The sequence below is a fragment of the Marinovum sedimenti genome (assembly GCF_054052205.1).
On the sequence record NZ_CM133223.1, the window covers coordinates 3,451,706 to 3,472,982 of the forward strand.

The window sequence follows — 21,277 nt, forward strand, 5'->3', positions numbered from 1 at the left end:
TATGCCCTTATCCGCGGGTAAGGTCGCAGCTGTAAAGTGGGGTGGGCACATCGCCCGCCCCACGTCGTTACAACAGGTCAGCCCCGCGCAGCTTTCAACTCAAGACGCCGCGCATGCAGCACCGGCTCAGTATAGCCCGACGGTTGCTCGCGCCCTTTGAACACCAGATCACAGGCCGCCTGATAGGCGATGCTGTCGAAACCGGGGGCCATCGGCGTATACTCAGGATCACCCGCGTTCTGGCCATCGACCACCGCCGCCATCTTCTCCATCGCCGCGCGCACCTGCGCCGGGCTCACCACACCGTGGTGCAGCCAGTTGGCGATATGCTGCGCCGAGATCCGACAGGTCGCCCGGTCCTCCATCAGCGCCACATCATTGATGTCCGGCACCTTGGAACACCCCACGCCCTGATCGATCCAGCGCACCACATACCCAAGGATCCCTTGGGCATTGTTCTCAACTTCGCGGGCAATCTGGTCTTCGCCCCACATCCGATAGCTGGCCAGCGGAATGTCGAGAATGGTCTCAACAAAGGCCCGCCGTCCGCCTTTCTTCAGCTTGTCTTGCACCGCAAAAACATCAACCTTGTGGTAATGCAGCGCGTGCAGCGTGGCCGCCGTGGGCGAGGGCACCCAAGCGCAATTCGCGCCCGATTTCGGGTGTTCGATCTTGGTCTCCAGCATCGCGGCCATCGCATCGGGCATCGCCCACATGCCTTTGCCGATCTGCGCCTTGCCCTGCAGCCCGCATTCCAGCCCGATATCAACGTTCTGGTTCTCATACCCGCCAATCCACGCCTTGCGCTTGATGAAGTCCTTGCGGCTGAACGGCCCGGCCTCCATCGAGGTGTGGATCTCATCACCGGTGCGGTCCAGAAAGCCGGTGTTGATAAAGGCCACGCGGCTTTTGGCGGCGCGAATACACTCCTTGAGGTTCACCGTGGTGCGGCGCTCCTCGTCCATGATGCCAATCTTGATGGTGTTGGCGGGCAGGCCGAGCGCCTGTTCGACCTGACCGAAAATCTCATTGGCAAAGGCCACTTCTTCCGGCCCGTGCATCTTGGGCTTTACGATATAGACCGAGCCATGCACCGAATTGCCGCTGTCGCGCTTGAGGTCGTGCATCGCGATCAGCACGGTGATCATCGCGTCCATAAGACCCTCAAAGATCTCATTGCCGTCGCGGGTCAGGATCGCGGGGTTGGTCATCAGGTGGCCCACGTTGCGCACCCAAAGCAGCGCGCGGCCTTTGATCACCAACTCCGAGCCGTCGGGCGCGGTATAGCTACGGTCTTCGTTCAGGCGGCGGGTGTGGGTCTTGCCACCTTTCTGGAAGCTCGCCTCCAGATCGCCTTTCATCAGGCCAAGCCAGTTCTCATAGGCCCCAACCTTATCCTCGGCGTCGACACACGCGACCGAGTCTTCGCAATCCATGATCGCCGACATCGCGCTTTCAACCACCACATCGGCCAGCCCGGCCTGATCGCGGGCACCAATCATATGGGTGCGGTCAAAGACAAGCTCGACGTGCAGCCCGTGATTGCGCAGCAGGATCGCGTCGGGCGCTTTGGGATGGCCGCGATAACCGGCGAACTTGTGGCTTTCGGCCAGCGGCATGTCATCCACCGACAGCGCGCCGTCGTGGATGTGATAGCGCCGCGCGTCGGCGTGGCTAAGGCCCTTGATCGGGAACGCTTCGTCCAGAAACACCCGCGCCCGTGCCACAACCCGCGCGCCGTGGCCTTTGTCATAGCCACCCTTGGGCGGCAGCGTGCCCATCGCATCGGTGCCGTAGAGCGCATCATACAGCGAACCCCAGCGCGCGTTCGCGGCGTTCAGCGCAAATCGGGCATTGGTGATCGGCACCACCAGCTGCGGTCCGGGGACCAGCGCGATTTCGGGGTCAACATTGGTGGTGTCGATCGTAAAGTCGCCGCCCTCGGGCAGCAGATAGCCGATCTGTTCCAGAAACGCCTTATACGCCTTGGCGTCATGCGGCTGGTTGGCGCGGCCCTTGTGCCAAGCGTCAATCTGGCCCTGAAGATCGGCCCGTTTGTCCAGCAGGGCGCGGTTTTTCGGCCCCAGTTCATGCGCCAGTTTCGACAGCCCGTCCCAAAAGGTTTCGGGGCTGATGTCGGTGCCGGGCAGGGCGCGGCTCTCAATGAACTCCGCCAGAACCTTGTCAACGGCCAGCCCGGCCCGGTCGATGCGTGTGCTCATGATCTCTCTCCGACGTTGTGCGCAATGGTATACCACGGTTCTTAATCCGAGGCCGACCGGTGAGCAAGGACTCACACGGCCAGCAGAACGAAGAGACCTTCCGCATTTTCCGAAGAATGACCGTATGTGCCAGAGAAAAAGTTCCGGTGGCTACTCGGTGGCGGTAATTTCACCGGTGCGGCCATCAACTTGCGCGTCGGCGCCTTCGGGGTCATCCCCTTGGGCGAAGGTCCAGATCAGGAACCCCACGAACAAAAGAGTCGCAAAGAGCAGCGCAAGGCGGATGCCGCCCAACGGCCCTTTGTGGCGACGTTTCTGCTTGTCGAGATTGGTGTCAGGTGCGGACATAAGCGGGCCTCCTCGGCTGTTGCTGCGGTGATGTGCGGCCCGCCAGAGCGAGCGTTGTGATGAAAAGGGTAGGGCGCAGGCCAGGGATTTCCACCGAGGTTTTCGCGGGGAAACCGGTATGTGTTACTTAGGTGTTTGGCTAAGTTTTTGTTGCCTTTGATCGGGCATCGTGATACTTAGGGGTATGGCTAAGTATGACCCCGGTCTTGATGCGCTGTTCACCGCTTTGGGTGATCCGTCTCGCCGCGAAATCCTTGCGCGGTTGGCGCGGGGCCCGGCGAGCGTGTCCGAGCTGCACGCGGGCCGCGACATGGCGCTGCCGTCGTTCCTGAGCCACATTCGCAAGCTCGAGGCGGCCGGTCTGATCGCCACCCGCAAAGAGGGGCGCACGCGGATCTGCGAGATGCAGGGCACGTCTCTGACCCCGGCGCTGCATTGGCTCGACGAACAGCGCAGCGCGTGGACCGGGCGGCTTGACCGATTTGACGATTATGTTCTCAACCTGATGAAGGAGCGTGACAATGATGCTTGATCCTGAAACCGACCTGACCTTCACCCGCACCCTGCCGGTGCCGCGCGCATTGGTTTGGGAGTGCTGGACCTCGCCGGTGCATATCCCGCATTTCTTTGTGCCACGGCCGCATAAGGTCATCGCTTGCGAGCTTGATCTGCGGGTAGGCGGGCGGTTCAACACCACCTTTTTTGTTGAGGGCAATGAGATGGAGAACAACGGCGTTTATCTTGAGGTTGCTCCCGAGCGGCGGCTGGTGTTCACCGACACGTATACCGAGGGGTGGAAGCCCGCGCCCGATCCCTTCATGACAGCGATCCTTGATCTTGACGACGCGCCGGATGGCGGCACGGTTTATACCGCCACGGCCCGGCACCGCAGCGCCGAGAAGGCGCGGGCGCATGAGGACATGGGGTTCTATGGCGGCTGGGGCACGGTGGTGGACCAGCTTGTCGATTATGCGCAGGGTCTGAAGCGAGGGTGAGCCCTGCGGCGTGGAATAGAGGCCGCAGGCCGCCGCGCATCCATTGCCCGGCAGGAGATTTGGCCGTGCCAAATCTGCCGAGAGGGGTCGGGCCGCCCCTTGGCCCGGCGATTTGGCTGAGGCCAGCGGACTGTTGAGAGTTAGTGCGGGCTTTGCCGACATTAAGCGCTTCAAAGGTAACGTGGGATCGCCGTACCACGGCCCGACGATGCGCTGCTTGCGCCGGATTGCGGACGTGGTGCCATTGCCAACGACAGGGAACCGATCACCAATCCACGCGGGCCAGTTGTGGATGCCGGACCGAAAGCCTACCTTCCGCCTGACACCATAAAAAGAGCAGGCCCGGCCATGAAAGACGCATCTCCCCAGACCATCTACCTCACCGATTTCACCCCGTTCGGCTATCGCGTCGACAGCGTCGATCTTACGTTCCGGCTGGCCCCCCATGCCACCCGCGTGCTGTCCAAGGTGCGTTTTGCGCCCAACCCCGAGGCGACGGACAAGACGTTTTTCCTGCATGGTGAAGAGCTTAAACTGATCTCGGCCCGCATTGATGGCCAAGAGGTCACCCCCAAGATCACCGACAAGGGCCTGACCTGCGATGTGCCGGATTCGCCCTTCACCTGGGAGGCCGAGGTCGAGATTGACCCGGGTCACAACACCGCGCTTGAGGGGCTTTATATGTCGTCGGGCATGTATTGCACGCAGTGCGAGGCCGAAGGCTTTCGCAAGATCACCTTTTACCCCGACCGCCCCGATGTGATGTCGGTCTTTACTGTGCGGATCGAGGGCGATCTGCCGGTGCTGCTGTCGAATGGCAACAAGGCGGCGCAGGGCGCGGGCTTTGCGGAATGGCACGACCCCTGGCCGAAACCGGCCTATCTGTTTGCGCTGGTGGCGGGCGATCTCGTCAACCATCCGGACCGGTTTACCACGATGAATGGCCGCGATGTTGAACTGAACATCTGGGTGCGTCCGGGCGATCTTGGCAAATGCGCTTTTGGTATGGAAGCGCTGAAGAAATCGATGAAATGGGACGAGGATGTTTACGGTCGGGAATACGATCTGGACATCTTCAACATCGTCGCAGTGGATGATTTCAACATGGGCGCGATGGAGAACAAGGGGTTGAATATCTTCAACTCTTCCGCTGTTCTGGCCAGCCCGGAAACCGCGACCGATATGAATTTCGAGCGCATCGAAGCGATCATTGCGCATGAGTATTTCCACAATTGGACCGGCAACCGGATCACCTGTCGCGACTGGTTTCAGCTTTGCCTGAAAGAGGGGCTGACGGTGTTTCGCGATGCCCAGTTCACCGCCGATATGCGCAGCGCGCCGGTCAAGCGGATTGACGATGCGCGCGATCTTCGGGCGCGGCAGTTCCCCGAGGACAATGGGCCGCTGTCACACCCGGTGCGGCCGGAAAGTTTTCAGGAGATTAACAACTTCTACACCGCCACCGTGTACGAAAAAGGCGCCGAGGTGATCGGCATGTTGAAACGGCTGGTGGGGGATGACGATTACGCCAAGGCGCTGGCGCTTTATTTTGAGCGCCACGATGGCGAGGCTTGCACCATCGAGGACTGGCTCAAGGTGTTCGAGGATGTGACTGGCCGCGAACTGGCGCAGTTCAAGCGGTGGTATTCGCAATCGGGCACTCCCCGGTTGACGGTTGAGGAGGCGTGGGAGTCGGGCGCAGACGGCGGGCGGTACACGCTGACCTTTGCGCAGGACACACGGCCCACGCCCGGCCAGCCCGAGAAGCTGCCGCAGGTGATCCCGATTGCTGTGGGGTTGCTGGGCGCGAATGGCGACGAAGTGCGCCCGACGCAGGTGCTTGAAATGACGCAGGTGCGGCAGAGCTTTGCCTTTGAGGGGCTGGCCGCGCGTCCGGTGCCCTCGATCCTGCGGGATTTCTCGGCCCCGGTGATCCTTGATCGGGAGTTGAGCAGCACCGAGAACGCCTTTCTGCTGGCGCATGACACCGACCCGTTCAATCGGTGGGAGGCCGGGCGCAACCTGGCCCGCGCCACGCTGATTGATATGGCCGGTGGCGATGCGCTGCCGGATGCGGAGTACTTTGATGGGCTGAAGACCGTGCTGCGGGATCGGAGCCTTGACCCGGCGCTGCGGTCGCAGATGCTGTCGCTGCCGACGCAATCCGAGATCGCCCAAGCGCTGCACGACCAAGGCACCACGCCCGATCCGGACGCGATTTACCACGCGCATGAGGCGCTCAAGCTGCGGTTGGCCGAGCATTTGCAGGATCTTCTGCCGGTGCTGTATGCCGAAAATCAGGTGGATGCGCCGTTTAGCCCCGACTTCGATCAGGTCAGCAAACGTGACCTGGCGGGGGCGGTGCTGGGGTTGCTGAGCCGGATCGACGGCGGCGCGCAGGCCGCAGCGCAATATGCCCGCGCGGACAATATGACGTTGCAGCTCTCGGCGCTCTCGAGCCTGTTGACGGCGGGCAAGGGCGAGGCCGAGTTGCAGGCGTTTTATGACCAGTGGAAGGATGACCGGCTGGTGATGGACAAATGGTTCGGGCTGCAGGTCGCCCATGCCGCGCCGGACCGGGCCGCTGAGGTGACGCGGGCGCTGACCGAACACGCCGATTTCAGCATGACCAATCCCAACCGGTTCCGCGCGGTGATGGCGACCTTCGGCATGCACCACGCCGGATTTCACCACGCCTCGGGCAAAGGGTATGAGCTGATGGCCGACAAGCTGGTCGCGCTCGACAAGATCAACCCGCAAACCACGGCGCGGATGTGCGCCCTTTTCCAGACATGGCGGCGTTATGCCCCCGAGCGGCAGGCCCATGCGCGCGCCGCATTGGAACGGATCGCCGCCACGCCGAACCTGTCGCGTGACACCGATGAAATGGTCACGCGAATGCTGGCGGGCGCGTAATCAGACAGGGCGGGGCGGCCGGGTTGGCCGTTACGCCTGTGCAGCCTGACGTTGAGCACCCTGCGTTCGAGGTGGCGCATGCAGGGGTTTGGCGGCATGTAAAAACTGCGACATAGCTATTGCCCTTCATGATGCCGGATGCGCGCTGGGCGCGCCTACGTGGCACCTGCGGCAGTACGCCTGCGCGCGGCGGCCTTGACTTGTATACTAGAATGCCGGTTTATACCTCCGAACGGTTTATTTTGGGGCGCAGTCTGCGCGTTTCACCCTCCTGTCGTGCGCCATCAACTGGCGGCAACCCATTGGTTACGTTGCGGCATGGACATGCTTCAGCGCGGCAAATATTAAGTGATATGGGGGAATCACTAAGAAATTTTTAACGCGCTGCCAAAGTCGCGTTGAAATTATATTGCGCAAACGGTAGTGCGCTGTGGAATGACGTAACCGACGAAGGGATCGCGAACGTGAAAATCGGGACGCCGAAGGAAATTTTATCTGGCGAGAACCGCGTTGGCATGACGCCGGACAGCGCGCGCCAATTGCAGAAACTCGGATACGACTGTTTGGTCGAGACCGGAGCGGGGGAGGCGGCAGGCTTTGCCGACACGCTCTATCAAGACGCCGGTGTGACGGTGGTCGGCAGTGCCGCAGAGCTGTGGGAGCAGGCCGACATCATCGCCAAGGTGCGCCAGCCCGAAGCCTCGGAGCTGGAGTACCTGACGTCTGACAAGACACTGATTTCATTCTTCAATCCCGCCGGGAACGAAGACGGCATGGCAGCCGCCAAAGCCAAGGGTGCCAATGTCATCGCGATGGAAATGGTCCCTCGGATCAGCCGCGCGCAAAAGATGGACGCGCTGTCGTCGATGGCCAATATCGCGGGCTACCGCGCCGTGATCGAAGCCGGCAACAACTTTGGCCGCTTCTTCACCGGGCAGGTGACAGCCGCCGGCAAAGTGCCCCCCGCCAAGGTCTTGGTCGTCGGTGCTGGCGTGGCTGGTTTGGCCGCGATCGGGACATCCACCAGCCTTGGCGCGATCACCTACGCCTTTGACGTGCGGCCCGAAGTGGCCGAGCAGGTCGAGTCGATGGGCGCGCAATTTGTTTACCTCGACTTTGAAGAAGAGCAGGCCGACGGCGCCGCGACCGGTGGCTATGCCGCCGTATCCAGCCCGGAGTTCCGCGAAGCGCAGCTGGCCAAGTTCCGCGAACTGGCCCCCGAGATCGACATCGTGATCACCACGGCGCTGATCCCCAACCGCGAAGCGCCCGAGCTTTGGACCGAGGACATGGTGAAAGCCATGAAACCGGGCAGCGTGATCGTCGATCTCGCGGCGGAAAAGGGCGGCAACTGCAAGCTGACCGTGGCCGACCAGAAAATCGTGACCGACAATGGCGTGACCATTGTGGGCTATACCGATTTCCCGAGCCGGATGGCGGCGCAGGCTTCGACGCTGTATGCCACCAACATCCGCCACATGATGACGGATCTGACGCCCGAGAAGGACGGTCAGGTCAATCACAACATGGAAGACGATGTGATCCGCGGCGCGACCGTGACGCATCAGGGCGAGATCACTTTCCCGCCGCCGCCGCCCAAGGTCAAAGCGATTGCCGCCCAGACCAAGGAAAAGCCGAAGGTCCTGACCGCCGAAGAAAAGCGCGCCAACGAAGTGGCCGCCTTCAAGGCGCAGACCAAGAACCAGGTCACTCTGCTGGCGGTTGGCGCGGTGCTTTTGCTGGGCGTGGGGCTGGTGGCTCCGGCGTCGTTCATGCAGCACTTTATCGTTTTCGTTTTGGCCGTTTTCGTTGGCTTCCAGGTGATCTGGGGCGTGGCGCATTCGCTGCACACCCCGCTGATGGCTGTGACCAACGCGATTTCGTCGATCATCATCCTTGGGGCCTTGATGCAGATCGGATCGGGGTCGTTCCTCGTGATTTTGCTGGCGTCGCTGTCGGTCTTTATGGCCGGGATCAACATCTTCGGCGGCTTCCTCGTCACCCGGCGCATGCTTGCCATGTTCCAGAAATCTTAAGGAGGGGTTGAAACAATGGAATTCGGTTTCACCACTGCCGCATATGTCGTTGCGGCTGTTCTCTTCATCCTCTCGTTGGGTGGTTTGTCGAACCAGGAAAGCGCCAAGCGCGCGGTGTGGTACGGCATTGTTGGCATGGCGCTGGCGGTTGTTGCCACGCTGATCGGGCCGGGCGCGGGGCTTTGGCTCTTGTCGATCGTGCTGATCGCGGCGGGCGGGGCCATCGGCTTTGTCGTCGCCAAACGCGTGCAAATGACCGAGATGCCGCAGCTGGTTGCCGCGATGCACTCGCTGGTGGGTCTGGCGGCTGTGTTCGTGGGTCTGAACGCCCATATCGAGCTTGGCAATGTGCTGGCGATGGACGAAGCGGCGCGCAAAACCCTTGATGGGTTCGCAGCACTTTTGGCCAAGAAAGACAGCGTCGAGATCAATATCCTGCGGGTCGAAGTCTTCCTCGGGATCTTTATCGGTGCGGTCACCTTTACCGGGTCGGTTGTCGCCTATGGCAAGCTGGCGGGCAAAGTCAGCTCTGTCGCGACCAAGCTGCCCGGCGGTCATATCCTCAACGCTTCGGCGGCGGGTCTCTCGCTGATCTGTCTGATCTGGTACGTCAGCACCGGCGGTTTCTTTCCGCTGTTCCTGATGACTTTGGCGGCGCTGTTCATCGGTTACCACCTGATCATGGGCATCGGCGGGGCCGACATGCCGGTGGTTGTGTCGATGCTCAACAGCTACTCGGGCTGGGCTGCGGCGGCGATTGGCTTTAGCCTCGGCAACGATCTGTTGATCGTGGTTGGCGCGCTGGTTGGTTCGTCGGGTGCGATCCTGAGCTACATCATGTGCAAGGCGATGAACCGGTCGTTCATCTCGGTGATCCTTGGCGGCTTTGGCGGACCTGCGGGCGAGCAGATGGCTGTGGAAGGCGAGCAGATTGCGATTGATGCCGATGGTGTGGCGACGGCGTTGAACGAGGCCGATAGCGTGATCATCATCCCCGGCTACGGCATGGCGGTGGCACAGGCGCAGGGCGCTGTCAGTGAGCTGGTCAGCAAGCTGCGGGCCAAGGGCAAGAACGTGCGTTTCGCCATTCACCCGGTTGCGGGTCGTCTGCCGGGGCACATGAACGTACTGCTGGCTGAGGCGCGCGTGCCCTATGACATCGTGATGGAGATGGACGAGATCAACGAGGACTTTCCGGAGACGGATGTGGCCATCGTGATTGGGTCGAACGACATCGTGAACCCGGCGGCACAGGAAGACCCGAACTCGCCCATCGCCGGGATGCCGGTGCTGGAGTGCTGGAAGGCGAAACAGGTGTTTGTGTCGAAACGCGGCCAGGGGACGGGCTATTCCGGTATCGAGAACCCGCTGTTCTTTAAGGACAATACGCGGATGTTCTATGGTGACGCGAAAGAGAGCCTGAACAAGCTGCTGCCGCTGATCGACTGATCAAGGTGGTGGGTTGCGGGCCAACCCTACGGATGAATTTGAGCCTTCCCGGTGTACATCGGGGAGGCTTTTTCTTTGTGAGCGGGTTGGGGGCGCTGCCCCCTCGGCCTTCGGCCTCTCCCCCGAGGTATTTTTGAACAGAAGAAGAGGGGGGTGGTGCGGGACGGGCGGTATGCGATTGTATTCACGTAACATACTGAAAGAAATGTACTTTTGTCTTTACCTCGCGGGCGTGGCGGGGTAACTGCGCTTAAGTTGCAAGGCCGCGCCATGACCCAGATTACTGACCATCCGCTTCGTTATCAGCTCTCGAATGAGCTGCACGCCCGTCCGTTCCCCTCTGCGAAAGCGCCGGGTCGAGCGGTGTATCTTGTTGTGAGGAAAGAAAATCATCCGGCGTCGCGCGACAAATCGGAAGACTTGCAGCATCTGATCGACCTGCTTGATCGCTATGGCGCGCCGCATCCACAGCCCGGTGCGACTCATCACTCGGCGCAGATTGGCAAACACAATCTGAAGTGGGAGAGCCACACCGAGGTGGTGACCTATTCGGTGTTTATGGAGGGGCTGGGCGAGCGACCGTTTGACCCGGCGGATTTCGGCGTTTTCCCCGACGATTGGCTGGAGCGGGCCCCCGGACAGCGGGTGACCTCGGCGATGATCCGGGTGCAAGAGCAGCACGACCACGAGGTGCTGAGCGCAGAGTTGCAGGAGTGGTTCGTGCCCGAGAGCCTTGCGGTGAGCAATGTGCTTGAAGAGGCGGCGGTGGTGGCGGGGGATTTCCGCATCGATCCCGCGGGCCATGTGCGCTTTGCCGTCTATCCTGCCAAGGGCACCGGAGCGAGCCGGATTGGCCGCATCCTGCAACGGACCTGCGAGATCGAGCTGTATAAATCGCTGTCGATGCTGGGCTTTTCGCGGTCGCGCGAGCTTGGGCCGGTGTTGGGCGAGCTGGATGATCGGCTGTCGGATCTGATGAGCCGGATGACCGATGACAGCGCGCCTGCGGATCAGACGCTGCAAGCGCTGTTGTCGATTTCCGCAGAGTTGGAGGCGCAATCGGCGACCTCGTCGTTCCGTTTTGGGGCAACCGGGGCCTATGAGGCGATTGTGTTGCAGCGGATCGAGATGCTGCGCGAGAGCCATTTCAATGGCCGTCAAAGCTGGCACGAATTCATGATCCGGCGCTATGATCCGGCGATGCGCACGGTGAAATCAACCGAGCGGCGGCTTGATACCATGGCCGAGCGGGCGATGCGGGCCAGTGAGCTTTTGCGCACGCGGGTTGAGGTGGAGCGCTCGGCGCAGAGCCAATCGCAGCTCGAGGCGATGAACACCCGCGCCGAGCTGCAATTGCGCCTGCAAGAGACGGTTGAGGGGCTGTCTGTGGTGGCGATCAGCTATTACGCCGTGTCGCTGGCCGGGTATCTGTTTTACCCGTTGGGCAAGGGCCTTGGGCTGAGCAAAGAGATGGTGTTGGCCGGGCTTACTCTGCCGGTTGTTGGGCTGGTCGCGCTGTTCTTGCACCGGATGAAGAAGCGGTTGAGCGCCCACCACTGAGCAAAGCATTGGTGGCCAGCGCGCCCACTGCGATGGCCCCCAGCGCCAGCAGCGCCGCCAGTGACAGGGTCGGCACACCGGCGAGCCCTGCGCCCACGGTGCAACCGCCCGCAAGCACGCCGCCCACGCCCATCAGCGCCGCACCGGCCATATAACGCCCGGTTTCGCGCGGCGACACAAAGCTCTGCCAGCGGAAGCTGCGGAACGCCAGTGACGCCAGCAATGCACCCGCGAACACGCCGCCCAGAAGGCCAACGCCAAAGCCCGGCGCGATGGCGGTGCTGGCCACGGTCCAGAACAGGGTTTCGGTCGCGGGGGCGGTGAAGGACAGGCTCTCCATCGCGATCGGATCAAAATCGTCATACAGCACAAAGCCGGTGCCGATCCATGCGGCAGGCACCAGCAGTCCAAGCAGCGCGGCCATGATCAGTTTGCCCATACGGTTGCCCGAACGCAGGGCAATCGCCAGTGCCGCAAGCGCGATCACACCCGCCCAAAGCAGCGCGCCGCCGGGCAGGGCGGCCAGCGAGATGCTGTCGCCCAGTGGAACGGTGATGCCGGCCAGCGCGGTGCGCGCCGGGGCAAGCACGCCCTTGAGCGTGGCATGGGCCACAACGGCGAAGACCAGGATCACGGTCAGCGCGCGCAGGTTGCCGGTGCTGCCCAGAACCGTCAGCCGCGAAATACAGCCGCGTGTCAGCACCATGCCGGCGCCAAACAACAGCCCGCCAAGCGCAATCGCCAGCCAAGCGAGATCGGCGGTCATAAAGCGGTGATCGTCAAACGAGATCAAACCGGCGGCGACAGCGGCTTGGGTGCCGATCACGGCGGTGGCCAGCGCCATTAGCCAGATGCCTGCGGCCTGCTTGCGGTCTTCGCCCACAAGCGCGCGGCGGAAACAGAATTTCGTCCGCTCGGCAAGGATGCCAAACAGCGCGCCAAGCACGAGGGCCAGCACGACGCTGGCCTGTTTTACGGTGGTGTCTTCGAACCCGAATTGCTCGAACATGGGGCAGTCTCCGTCATCAGATCGGGGCTCACTTGACGCCAATTGGGCGCGCGATCAAGGGGAATGCACGGTATTGCCGCCGCGCGCGGGCGAACAGATGGCGTGGACTTGGACAATTGTTGGAAAATTGTTCTGATACCGGGGTGCGGCGCTAAACGGGCATTCAGATCGGCGGTTCCTGCGTCAAACACATGGTCTTATTTCGATCTGTATTCTCAACGCCCCCGGATGCGCGGATCCAGCGCGTCACGCAGCCCATCCCCGAGGTAATTCACCGACAGAACCGTCAGCGAGATCATGATGCCGGGCCAGATCGAGCGTTCCGGGTAGGTCGACAGCCGGTCGACCCCATCGTTCAAAAGCCGCCCCCATGTCGGGAAATCCGGCGGGAAACCAAAGCCGAGAAAGGACAGCGCGCTTTCGGTGATGATCGCGGTGGCGATGCCAAGGGTGGCCGAGACGAGGATCGGCGACAGGATGTTGGGGAGCATGTGGCGGGTGATCAGCTTGGTGTTGCTGGTGCCGATCGAACGCGCCGCCAGCACGAATTCGCGCTCCTTAAGCGCCAGCACATCGCCGCGCACGATCCGGGCGGTCTGCATCCACGAGGTCACGCCGATCAGGGCGACGATCATGATAAAGACACCGCCTTCGGGGCCAAAGCTGGCGGCCAGCGCTTCGCGAAACAACAGCGAGGCGACGAGGATCAGCGGCAGAAGGGGCAGGGCGAGGAACAGGTCGGTCAACCGCATCAGCGCCCCATCCAGCCGGCGAAAGAACCCCGCCAGCACCCCGATCAGCGAACCGAGCACCAGCGACAAGATCATCGCCGTCAGCCCCACCGCAATCGACACCTGCCCGCCAAACATCAGCCGGGCAAGCATGTCGCGGCCAAGGTTGTCGGTGCCCAGAGGGTGCGCCCAGTTGACCTTGGCGCTGCCGTCCCAGAGGGCCACGTAGATCGGCCTTGTGTCGCGCAGTTCAAGAAAGGCGCGGCCTTTGGGCAGGGCTTGCGGATCGACACCCCAAAGCAGCGGGCCGATGTAAACCGCCGCAACGATGAAGAAAAACACCGCCGCACCGAACATCGCGCCGCGGTGGCGTTTGAACTGGTGCCAGACGTCGGACCATTGGCTGCGCGGGGCTGTGGTGGCGAGGTCAGTCATAGCGGATCCTCGGGTCGAGAATGCCATAGAGCAGATCGGCAATCAGGTTGAACAGCACGATCAGCACGGCAAAGACAAAGGTCAGCGTTTGCACCATCGGCAGGTCATTCGCCTCAATCGCGCCGATCAGAAGCTGGCCGATGCCGTTCACCTTGAACACCTGTTCGGTGATGATCGCACCGCCAAAGATGTTCGGCACGCCAAGCGCAATCACCGTGACCACCGGGATCATCGAGTTCCGCAGCACATGCACCAGCACCACATTCGGCTCGCCCAAGCCTTTAGCGCGGGCGGTGCGGACGTAATCCTGCCCGAGATTGTCGAGCATCGAGGCGCGCATGAAGCGGGAAAGTTGCGCAGTGATTTGCAGCGTCAGCACCATCACCGGCAGGAACATCTGATTGATCTGGAAGGCAAAGCTTTGCCAATCCGTCACCTGATGGGTGGTGTCATAGATCGACGGGAACCAGCCAAGCTGGACCGAGAAGATCACGATCACCAGCACGCCGGAAAAGAACGGCGGGATCGAAAAGCCGATCATCGACACAAAGGTGCCGGCCTGATCGAACCATGAATATTGGCGATAAGCAGAGTAAATGCCGATGGGCACAGCGATCACGATGGCCAGCACATAGGCGGTGCCCACCACCCAGAGCGTCTGGGGCAGGCGTTGCACCACGATGTCCATCACCGGCGAGCGGGTCTGCCACGAAATCACCCGCAGCTCGCCCTTGTACAGCGCGGTGTCAGGCAACCAGCCAAACAGGAAAGTGTCGCGGGTGAGCCAGTCGATAAACACCTTGGGCTCGGTCCAGAACAGCTGGATCAGCCATTTGTAGAACTGGATGTGGACCGCTTCGCCCACCCCCAGCGCATCGCGCATCTTTTGTTTGACCTCGGGCGAAACAGTCAGCGGCACCTGCGCCATCGGATCGTTGGGCGCGAGGTTGAGCAGGAGAAAGATCACCAAAGCGATAAAGAACAGCGTCGGCACGGACAGGACCAGCCGTCGGAGGGCAAAGGTGAGCATGGGGCGAAGGCCTGATCCTGCGGAGGCACCGCGTGGCGCGGCCCCCGTCGTGGCGTGGATCGGTCAGGCGCAAGGGGCGCGCCCGACCGTGTGTCAGGGTGGGTTTACTTGACGCGGTGCCAGTCTTCAATGTTCCAAAGCTCGGTGTCCCAAGCGTTCATCACCACACCGCCCAAGGTGTTGGACTTGGCCGAGATCCGGCCCCGGTGCACCAGCGGGATCATCGCGCCGCCTTCGATCACCATGTCATTGAGCCGCTTGCCGATTGCGCCGCGCGCCTCATCGCCCACGGTCGACTGCAGCTCTTTATACAGCGCGTCATATTCCTCGCTGCAATAGCGCGAGATATTCTCGCCTTGCCACTGCTTGTCGGGGTGGGGGGCCTTGTTACACAGCGAATTGCCCATATAGCCCTGCGGATCGGTGCCCGCGAAGGTGTTGCCGTACATTTCGGCGTCGGCATAGAACTTCTGAAAGGTGTCGGGGCTGCCCGCGTCGCCGCCAAAGAACACGCTGGCGTTGATGTTGCGCAGCTCGGTTTCGACGCCAATCTCGGACCACGCCTGTTTGATCAGCGCCTGGAAATCCTGACGCACCGCGTTGGTCGAGGTTTGGAACAGGATGCGCAGCGGCACGCCGTCTTTTTCGCGGATGCCATCGCCATCGGTGTCCACAATCCCGGCGTCATCAAGCAGCTTGTTGGCGGCGTCGACATCGGCCTCGGCGCAATCAAAGGTATTAGAGTTGAACCAGGCCGGTGCGGGCACCCAGTTGCACGTCACCTTGCCCGCCGGGCCATAGCCGACATCCACCAGCAGCGTGCGGTCAATCGCCAGAGACAGCGCTTTGTAGACCGCCGGGTCCTGCAAGAAGGGGTGCGGGCGGATGATGCCGCGCTCATCAGGGCCGAGCGCCGGGTCGGGGTTGGTGTGGTTGAGCATGATGCGTTCGACCATCGGGCCGAAATCCGAGATGAACTCGCCGTTGCCCTTGGCCGCCATATCCTCGATCAGATCGGGGGCAAGCTGTTGGTTCCAGGCGTAGTCGAACTCGCCGGTTTCCATCACCGCACGCGCCGCCGAAACAGCATCGCCGCCGCCTTTGAGCGTGACCTTGGAGAAATGCGGCTTGTCGGCTTTGCGATAGTGTTCGTTGATCGAATAGATCACCACGTCGTTGGTTTTGAACTCGTCCACCTTGTAGGGGCCGGTGCCGACGGGGGCAAAGTTCGCCTCGGTACAAGAGGAGGCCGCAGCCCCCAGACAGGCGCCGAATTGCGCGGCCTGAAGGATCGGGCTTTCCATGCCGACAAAGGGCACATGCGGGTTGGGCGTGGGCGCATCAAAGGTGATCACCACGGTCAGATCATCGGGCGTTTCGATCGACGTGATGCCTTCGAACTTGGTCTGCTGGGCGCAGCCGCCTTCGGGATGGGTGCAATAATCATAGGTGAATTTCACGTCCGCCGAGGTAAAGGCGCTGCCGTCCGACCACAGGATGCCGGGCGTAATCTTCCAGGTGATCTGGGTCAGATCTTCGGAGACGCCGCCATTTTCCACCGTGGGAATGTCTTCGACCAGCCAAGGCGTGAGCACGCCTTTTTCGTCAAACCGCGCGAGGGGTTCGAGCATCAGCCCGGCGGCCTCGGTGTCTTTGCGACCCCCCGAAAGGAACGGATTAAGCGTCGAGGGGGCCTGCCAATACAACAGGCGCACTTCGCCGTCGCTGCCACGTTCGGCCAGTGCGCCCGAGACGAGTGCGATACTGGCAGCGGCCCCGAGTAGAAGGGTTTTCGCGAACATATTTTTCTCCGTATTGGATCCTGTGGTGTGTCCGGAGTGGCCGGAAGTCCACGGTTCATTCTTATCGTTCATATCGTGTTCAGAGGCGGTGCGCACGCGTCGCGTATGCAGTCCAATCCCCCAATTGGTACACGCTCTAATCGAAACAGAGTTTGAAAGAATTGCAAGGGTTGTTGTCGGAATACTTAACGACGTTCGAATTGAAACCATATCGGACAGGGCGTGTCGGCCCCAAGCGGCCCTGAGCAGCCCCCTAGGAGCCCCGGCCCGTTTCCAAGCGGCGTGAGTGGTTTGACACTGCGCCACCTCGCGCCTAGCGTCCGCGCATTCCAGAGCCGAAGGAGCGCGTCCGATGCTGGACCAGCCGATTGCCCGCATTGAGAACCTGCGGGTGGAGTTTCAGACCCGAGACGGCCCGGTTGTTGGGGTCGAGGATGTCTCGTTCGAGATCGCGCCCGGTGAGACGGTGTGCATCGTGGGCGAATCTGGCTCGGGCAAATCGGTCTCTTCGCTGTCGCTGATGCGGCTGGTGGAGTTTGGCGGCGGCGCGATTGCCGGCGGACGGCTGTTGTTTGACCGCCGCGCCGGTGGCGAGATTGATCTGGCACAGACCGGCCCCGACGAGATGCGCGACATTCGCGGCAATGAGATCGGGATGATCTTTCAAGAGCCGATGACCGCGCTCAACCCGGTGTTCACCGTTGGGCGGCAGTTGACCGAAGGCCTGCGGCTGCACCGGGGCATGAGCCGCAAACAGGCCGAGGCGCGCGCGCTGGAGCTGTTGGAACAGGTGCGGATGCCCGAGGCGGCGCGGCGGTTAAAGCAATATCCGCATGAGCTGTCGGGCGGGATGCGGCAACGGGTGGTGATCGCGATGGCGCTGGCCTGCGCGCCGCGCCTGTTGATCGCGGATGAGCCGACAACCGCGCTGGATGTGACGATTCAGGCCGAGATCCTCGCGCTGATTGACCGGCTGAAACGCGAGACCGGCACGGCGGTGATGTTCATCACCCATGACATGGCGGTGGTGGCGCAGATGGCCGACCGGGTGGTGGTGATGTACCGCGGCAAAAAGGTCGAAGAGGGGCCGGTCGCGCAGATCTTTGAAAATCCGCAGCACGCCTACACCAAGTCACTGCTCGCCGCGGTGCCACGGCTGGGCGAGATGCGGGGCAAAGCGGCCCCCGAACCGATGAAGCTCTTGGGCGTTGAAGGCCAGACCATCGCGCCGATCCCCGGCAGTGACGAGGTGCTGCTCAGGGTGAAAAACCTGACCACGCGCTTTGCGGTCAAGGGTGGGTTTCTGCGCCGTACGGTGGCCAATGTCCATGCGGTCGAAGACCTGTCGTTCACGCTCAACCGGGGCCGCACGCTGAGCCTTGTTGGCGAGTCTGGCTGTGGCAAATCCACCGCCGGGCGCTCGATCCTGCGGTTGATCGAGCCGCACGCGGGGCAGGTGATACTGGGCGAGACTGATGTGATGGCGCTCGATCCGCGTGGCCTTCGCGAGGCGCGGCGCGACATGCAGATGATCTTTCAGGATCCCTTCGCCTCGCTCAATCCGCAGATGCAGCTGATCGATCAGGTCAGCGAACCGATGCGCAACTATAATATCGCCTCGGGGTCAGAGATCGCCGACCGGGTGGCGATGCTGTTTGACCGGGTGCACCTGCCGCGCAGCTTCATGCGCCGCTATCCGCATGAGATGTCGGGCGGGCAACGCCAGCGGATCGCGATTGCGCGGGCCTTGGCGCTGAACCCCAAGCTGATCATCGCGGACGAGGCGGTGTCGGCGCTCGATGTCTCGGTGCAGGCGCAGGTTTTGAACCTGATGATGGAGTTGCAGGCCGATCTCGGGCTGTCGTTCCTGTTCATCAGCCACGACATGGCGGTGGTCGAACGTGTGAGCCACGATGTTGGCGTGATGTACCTTGGCCGGATTGTCGAGCTGGGGCCGCGCGCGGCAGTGTTCGAAGACCCGCGCCACCCCTATACGCAGGCCCTGATCAAGGCGGTGCCAATCGCCGATCCGCGCCTGCGCAAGTCGGAAAAAGACCTCAATTTCAAACCGATACCCTCGCCCATCCACCCGGTTGGCCACGCGCCGGAGCCCTCTGCCTATACCGAGGTTGGCCCCGGACATTTCGTGCTGACAACCGACAGCGGCTATTGACCCGCCCCCGCGCCGGGGCCATCTGACACAGTAAGCGGCCGGGCGCGATAGGCGCGGGCCCAGACGAAAAATGGAGAGATCTCATGCCCGTGAAGAACCGATTTGCCGAGTTGCAGGCCGAAATTACCCAATGGCGTCGCGATCTGCACGAGAACCCCGAGATCCTGTTCGAGACCCATCGCACCTCGGCTCTGGTGGCCGAGAAGCTGCGCGACTTTGGCTGTGACGAGGTGGTGACGGGCATCGGGCGCACCGGTGTTGTCGGGGTGATCAAGGGCAAGGCCAATGGCTCGGGCAAGGTGATCGGGCTGCGCGCCGATATGGACGCGCTGCCTATCCACGAGCAGACCGGGCTCGACTATGCGTCGAAGACACCGGGCGCGATGCATGCCTGCGGCCATGATGGCCACACCGCGATGCTGCTCGGCGCGGCGAAATACCTGAGCGAGACGCGCAATTTCGATGGCACGGTCGTGGTGATCTTTCAGCCCGCCGAAGAGGGCGGCGGCGGCGGCAAAGAGATGTGCGACGACGGCATGATGGCGCGCTGGGGCATCCAAGAGGTCTATGGCATGCACAATTGGCCGGGCATGCCGCTGGGGTCGTTTGCAATACGGCCGGGTGCGTTCTTTGCCGCAACCGATCAGTTTCATATCACGTTTGAGGGCCGGGGCGGGCATGCCGCCAAGCCGCATGAAACCGTCGATACCACGGTGATGGCGTCGCAGGCGGTGCTGGCCCTGCAAACCATCGCCAGCCGCAACGCCGATCCGGTGGATCAGGTGGTGGTGTCGGTGACCTCGTTCCAGACCTCGTCGAATGCGTTCAACGTGATCCCACAGAAGGTCGTGCTGAAAGGCACGGTGCGCACAGTGAGCGCCGAGATGCGCGATCTGGGCGAACAGCGGATCAAGGCGATCTGCGCCGGCATCGCGGCCACGTTTGGCGGCACGGTCGATGTGGAATATTTCCGCGGCTACCCCTGCATGGTCAACCACGAGGCACAGACCGACTTCGCCGCGCAAGTGGCGCGCAAGGTCGCGGGCAGCTGCGAAGAGGCACCGCTGGTGATGGGCGGCGAAGATTTCGCCTTCATGCTCGAGGAACGTCCGGGGGCCTATATTTTGGTTGGCAATGGCGACACGGCCAGCGTGCACCACCCGGAATACAACTTCAACGATGAGGCGATCCCGGCGGGCTGTTCGTGGTGGGCCGAGATCGTCGAAAGCCGCATGCCCGCCGCCTAACGACACAAGAGCGTTAAGTCACCCAAAGCCCTTGCCGAGTTTGCATCAAGATCTCGGCATCAAGCCGTCTTAAGCCCTTCTTCGGCTTTACAAATATCCCGGGGGGTCTGGGGGGCTGGCCCCCCAGCCTGTCGGCGGGCGCAGGCCCGTCGATCCCACCCCAAGCCAGTTCAAAACCGCCGCGCTAGCGATCGAAATCGCGCTTGCGGCGGCTCTCGGCTTTGGCTTCCTTGATGATCTTGCCAAAGCGCCGTTGACGGACATGCGCTTCTGCCAGGCTTTCGGAATTCACCCGGTCTTCGATGACAAGCTTTTGCCAGCGCGCCACCCGGTCGGCGTCGATCTGGCCGGCGTTAAGCGCCGCCTTAACGGCGCATCCCGGTTCGCTGGCATGACCGCAGTTGGTAAACCGGCACTGGGCCGCGAGGTCTTCGAGATCGTTGAACACCACGCCGATGCCCTCGGCGGCATCGGTCAGCTGCAATTCGCGCATCCCCGGCGTATCGATCAGCCAGCCGCCCGCCAATGTCGGACGCAGCGCCCGAAAGGTGGTGGTGTGCCTGCCGCGCGCATCGTCTTCGCGGATCTCGCCGGTGTCGGCGCTTTCGCCGGTCAGCGCATTGCGCAGCGTGGTTTTGCCCACCCCGGACGAGCCGATCAGCGCGAGGGTCTGCGCCTTGGAGCACCAGGGCTTGAGCCGCTCGGCATCCTCACGGTCCTTTGCGTTCAGCGCCAGCGCGGTGACAAGAGGCGACAGCCGCTCGGCCTTGCGCAGGTACTCTCGGGCGTTCTCGGTCTTGTCGGATTTGGTCATGATCACCAGCGGCAGACAGCCGGCCGAGGCCACAAGCGCCAGATAACGCTCCAGACGTGGCACGTTGAAATCATCGTTGCAGCTGGTGACAATGCCGATGGTGTTGATGTTGGCAGCGATGCGCTGCGCCCCGACCGCATGGCCCGCGGCGCGGCGCGACATATCGGTGATCGGAACCAGCCGGCGCAGGGCTGACACGGCATCGGTCAGTACCCAATCGCCAACGGCATAGGCACCGCTGGCCTCACGCGGGTGCAAATCAAAGCCGCCCTCGGGGGTGATGACCACAAGCCGGTCACGGTGAATTTCCGCCACGCGGGCAGGAGAGAGCTCTGCGTCAGCATCGGTCAGCTGGCGCGCAAAGTGTTCTGACCATCCGAGGTCAGCCAAGGTTTTCATCGTCAATGGATTTGTCCTGTTTCAGAAGGAACGAATGCTCGGGCTTCAAGCATGTTTTCGGTCCGGGCGCCGTTTACACGGGGGCCCGCAGGGTGGCGACAATTTTCATAA

15 protein-coding genes are annotated in these 21,277 nt (G+C 62.1%); 8 read left to right on the forward strand and 7 right to left on the reverse strand.

Annotated features, from left to right (window positions below):
- Nucleotides 1-77 precede the first annotated feature (77 nt).
- Together ACW9UO_RS16485 and ACW9UO_RS16490 are read right to left on the reverse strand one after the other, a co-directional pair.
- Entirely contained in the window at nucleotides 78-2,222 is a 2,145-nt protein-coding gene (locus ACW9UO_RS16485; protein WP_457086853.1) for a malate synthase G, read from the reverse strand.
- 150 nt (nucleotides 2,223-2,372) lie between these two features.
- Entirely contained in the window at nucleotides 2,373-2,570 is a 198-nt protein-coding gene (locus tag ACW9UO_RS16490; RefSeq protein WP_457086854.1) for a hypothetical protein, read from the reverse strand.
- A 184-nt stretch (nucleotides 2,571-2,754) separates the two neighbouring features.
- On the opposite strand from ACW9UO_RS16490, the gene ACW9UO_RS16495 reads away from it, so the two are divergent.
- From ACW9UO_RS16495 to ACW9UO_RS16520, 6 genes are all read left to right on the forward strand, one after another.
- On the forward strand, nucleotides 2,755-3,102 hold the full coding sequence (locus ACW9UO_RS16495) for an ArsR/SmtB family transcription factor (protein ID WP_457086855.1): 348 nt from the start codon (nucleotides 2,755-2,757) through the stop codon (nucleotides 3,100-3,102).
- Nucleotides 3,092-3,565, forward strand: coding sequence for an SRPBCC family protein (locus ACW9UO_RS16500; protein WP_457086856.1), 474 nt, complete (start codon nucleotides 3,092-3,094; stop codon nucleotides 3,563-3,565). The genes ACW9UO_RS16495 and ACW9UO_RS16500 overlap by 11 nt, the downstream gene beginning before the upstream one ends.
- A gap of 348 nt (nucleotides 3,566-3,913) precedes the next feature.
- A complete protein-coding gene (gene pepN, locus ACW9UO_RS16505; protein ID WP_457086857.1) occupies nucleotides 3,914-6,481 on the forward strand; it encodes an aminopeptidase N in 2,568 nt (855 codons plus the stop codon).
- Between the two features lie 464 nt (nucleotides 6,482-6,945).
- The gene (locus ACW9UO_RS16510; protein ID WP_457086858.1) at nucleotides 6,946-8,517 is read left to right on the forward strand and encodes a Re/Si-specific NAD(P)(+) transhydrogenase subunit alpha; all 1,572 of its coding nucleotides are present in this window, start codon (nucleotides 6,946-6,948) and stop codon (nucleotides 8,515-8,517) included.
- A 15-nt stretch (nucleotides 8,518-8,532) separates the two neighbouring features.
- Complete coding sequence (locus ACW9UO_RS16515; protein ID WP_457086859.1) at nucleotides 8,533-9,966, forward strand: NAD(P)(+) transhydrogenase (Re/Si-specific) subunit beta; 1,434 nt, start codon at nucleotides 8,533-8,535, stop codon at nucleotides 9,964-9,966.
- A gap of 270 nt (nucleotides 9,967-10,236) precedes the next feature.
- Nucleotides 10,237-11,526 carry a DUF3422 family protein gene (locus tag ACW9UO_RS16520; protein WP_457086860.1) on the forward strand — a complete coding sequence of 430 codons (1,290 nt, stop codon included), beginning with the start codon at nucleotides 10,237-10,239 and terminating at the stop codon, nucleotides 11,524-11,526.
- Here ACW9UO_RS16520 and ACW9UO_RS16525 read toward each other — a convergent pair.
- From ACW9UO_RS16525 to ACW9UO_RS16540, 4 genes are all read right to left on the reverse strand, one after another.
- Nucleotides 11,453-12,535, reverse strand: coding sequence for a YeeE/YedE family protein (locus ACW9UO_RS16525; RefSeq protein ID WP_457086861.1), 1,083 nt, complete (start codon nucleotides 12,533-12,535; stop codon nucleotides 11,453-11,455). The genes ACW9UO_RS16520 and ACW9UO_RS16525 overlap by 74 nt on opposite strands.
- Nucleotides 12,536-12,750: 215 nt before the next feature.
- Nucleotides 12,751-13,701, reverse strand: coding sequence for an ABC transporter permease (locus ACW9UO_RS16530; RefSeq protein ID WP_457086862.1), 951 nt, complete (start codon nucleotides 13,699-13,701; stop codon nucleotides 12,751-12,753).
- Nucleotides 13,694-14,731: an ABC transporter permease gene (locus tag ACW9UO_RS16535; protein ID WP_457086863.1), complete on the reverse strand. Its 1,038-nt coding sequence runs from the start codon at nucleotides 14,729-14,731 to the stop codon at nucleotides 13,694-13,696. Before ACW9UO_RS16535 ends, ACW9UO_RS16530 begins: the two co-directional genes overlap by 8 nt.
- Before the next feature lie 104 nt (nucleotides 14,732-14,835).
- Nucleotides 14,836-16,533: a peptide ABC transporter substrate-binding protein gene (locus ACW9UO_RS16540; protein WP_457086864.1), complete on the reverse strand. Its 1,698-nt coding sequence runs from the start codon at nucleotides 16,531-16,533 to the stop codon at nucleotides 14,836-14,838.
- A 352-nt stretch (nucleotides 16,534-16,885) separates the two neighbouring features.
- Here ACW9UO_RS16540 and ACW9UO_RS16545 point away from each other — a divergent pair, with 352 nt between their 5' ends.
- Nucleotides 16,886-18,706 carry an ABC transporter ATP-binding protein gene (locus ACW9UO_RS16545; RefSeq protein ID WP_457086865.1) on the forward strand — a complete coding sequence of 607 codons (1,821 nt, stop codon included), beginning with the start codon at nucleotides 16,886-16,888 and terminating at the stop codon, nucleotides 18,704-18,706.
- An 83-nt stretch (nucleotides 18,707-18,789) separates the two neighbouring features.
- Nucleotides 18,790-19,953 carry a M20 aminoacylase family protein gene (locus tag ACW9UO_RS16550; protein WP_457086866.1) on the forward strand — a complete coding sequence of 388 codons (1,164 nt, stop codon included), beginning with the start codon at nucleotides 18,790-18,792 and terminating at the stop codon, nucleotides 19,951-19,953.
- Between the two features lie 184 nt (nucleotides 19,954-20,137).
- Here ACW9UO_RS16550 and rsgA read toward each other — a convergent pair whose 3' ends face one another.
- Nucleotides 20,138-21,166, reverse strand: coding sequence for a ribosome small subunit-dependent GTPase A (gene rsgA, locus ACW9UO_RS16555; protein ID WP_457086867.1), 1,029 nt, complete (start codon nucleotides 21,164-21,166; stop codon nucleotides 20,138-20,140).
- Nucleotides 21,167-21,277: the final 111 nt, after the last annotated feature.

Coding starts and splice junctions, on each gene's coding strand:
- ACW9UO_RS16550 (WP_457086866.1), top strand. CDS start 18,790: ATGCCCGTGAAGAACCGATTTGCCGAGTTGCAGGCCGAAATTACCCAA.
- ACW9UO_RS16495 (WP_457086855.1), top strand. CDS start 2,755: ATGGCTAAGTATGACCCCGGTCTTGATGCGCTGTTCACCGCTTTGGGT.
- ACW9UO_RS16515 (WP_457086859.1), top strand. CDS start 8,533: ATGGAATTCGGTTTCACCACTGCCGCATATGTCGTTGCGGCTGTTCTC.
- rsgA (WP_457086867.1), bottom strand. CDS start 21,166: ATGAAAACCTTGGCTGACCTCGGATGGTCAGAACACTTTGCGCGCCAG.
- ACW9UO_RS16490 (WP_457086854.1), bottom strand. CDS start 2,570: ATGTCCGCACCTGACACCAATCTCGACAAGCAGAAACGTCGCCACAAA.
- ACW9UO_RS16500 (WP_457086856.1), top strand. CDS start 3,092: ATGATGCTTGATCCTGAAACCGACCTGACCTTCACCCGCACCCTGCCG.
- pepN (WP_457086857.1), top strand. CDS start 3,914: ATGAAAGACGCATCTCCCCAGACCATCTACCTCACCGATTTCACCCCG.
- ACW9UO_RS16520 (WP_457086860.1), top strand. CDS start 10,237: ATGACCCAGATTACTGACCATCCGCTTCGTTATCAGCTCTCGAATGAG.
- ACW9UO_RS16545 (WP_457086865.1), top strand. CDS start 16,886: ATGCTGGACCAGCCGATTGCCCGCATTGAGAACCTGCGGGTGGAGTTT.
- ACW9UO_RS16535 (WP_457086863.1), bottom strand. CDS start 14,731: ATGCTCACCTTTGCCCTCCGACGGCTGGTCCTGTCCGTGCCGACGCTG.
- ACW9UO_RS16485 (WP_457086853.1), bottom strand. CDS start 2,222: ATGAGCACACGCATCGACCGGGCCGGGCTGGCCGTTGACAAGGTTCTG.
- ACW9UO_RS16530 (WP_457086862.1), bottom strand. CDS start 13,701: ATGACTGACCTCGCCACCACAGCCCCGCGCAGCCAATGGTCCGACGTC.
- ACW9UO_RS16525 (WP_457086861.1), bottom strand. CDS start 12,535: ATGTTCGAGCAATTCGGGTTCGAAGACACCACCGTAAAACAGGCCAGC.
- ACW9UO_RS16540 (WP_457086864.1), bottom strand. CDS start 16,533: ATGTTCGCGAAAACCCTTCTACTCGGGGCCGCTGCCAGTATCGCACTC.